An 869-nucleotide genomic window follows, 5' to 3' on the forward strand; every position below is an offset into this window, starting at 1 on the left:
AGTACCTAGGGAGAATTTATGCAAACTATAGAGTTTAGTGATTTATCAGAATACCTTGAAATTGTGGGTTCTTTAACTACAACATTTAATTGCCATCACAGTGATCTTTGGTTTAGAGGTATTAAAGATGATAATTTATGTTTAGTTCCTGGGGTTATTTGGCGCGAAATTACTGAAACAAGAGAAGAGTCAATGATTGCTGAGTTCATGACTTATTTTCAAAATTACACATCTAAAACTCCTAATAATGCTTTTGAACTTTACACTTTAATGCAGCATTATGGTTTGCCAACACGACTTTTAGATTGGTCTTTATCACCATTAGTTTCTTTATATTTTGCTTTAGAGCAAGATAACAATGGTGTATCAAGAGCAGTGTGGGTGATGAAGCCGCATGAAATGAATGAAGTGTCTGTTGGGTTTAAAGGGGTAATAGCTCCAAATGAATTCAAAGAGTCAATGATTAGCGATTATCTCCCTGCATATTTAAGAAACAACAATAATACAGTGCCCAAAGCACCAATAGCAATGTCGCTTCCTCTACTTAATCATAGAGTTACTAGCCAAAAAGGGGTTTTTACATTTCATGGTTTTGATAATAAACCGATCAATGAATATTTCTCTGAAAACGGATTAAAAAACATTGTGAAACTTAAATTGCGCTCAGAAGGTGATCGTCTAAAAATACAAAATCAGCTTTATGCAACAGGTGTCAAAGAAGATGATATTTATCAAGACCTAAACTCTCTTTCAAATAGAATTATGCGAGAATTCGGTACTTAACAAACTGTTCAAGCGGGACTGCTAAAGTTTGGCTCAGTTTCGCTTCGCTACACATTTTAGCCAAACATTATCAGCCCCTTAACAGG

Annotated in this window: 1 protein-coding gene; it reads left to right on the forward strand. The window is 34.8% G+C overall.

Annotated features, from left to right (window positions below; all coding sequences use genetic code 11):
* Window positions 1-18: 18 nt before the first annotated feature.
* Window positions 19-783 carry an FRG domain-containing protein gene (locus ACGHEH_RS21645; RefSeq protein ID WP_390449835.1) on the forward strand — a complete coding sequence of 255 codons (765 nt, stop codon included), beginning with the start codon at window positions 19-21 and terminating at the stop codon, window positions 781-783.
* Window positions 784-869: the final 86 nt, after the last annotated feature.

This window comes from Pseudoalteromonas sp. MTN2-4 (genome assembly GCF_042848605.1).
In the GTDB taxonomy this organism is placed as follows: Bacteria; Pseudomonadota; Gammaproteobacteria; order Enterobacterales; family Alteromonadaceae; genus Pseudoalteromonas.

Excerpts from the sequence above, each read along its gene's own strand:
- ACGHEH_RS21645 (WP_390449835.1), top strand. The coding sequence starts at position 19 with ATGCAAACTATAGAGTTTAGTGATTTATCAGAATACCTTGAAATTGTG.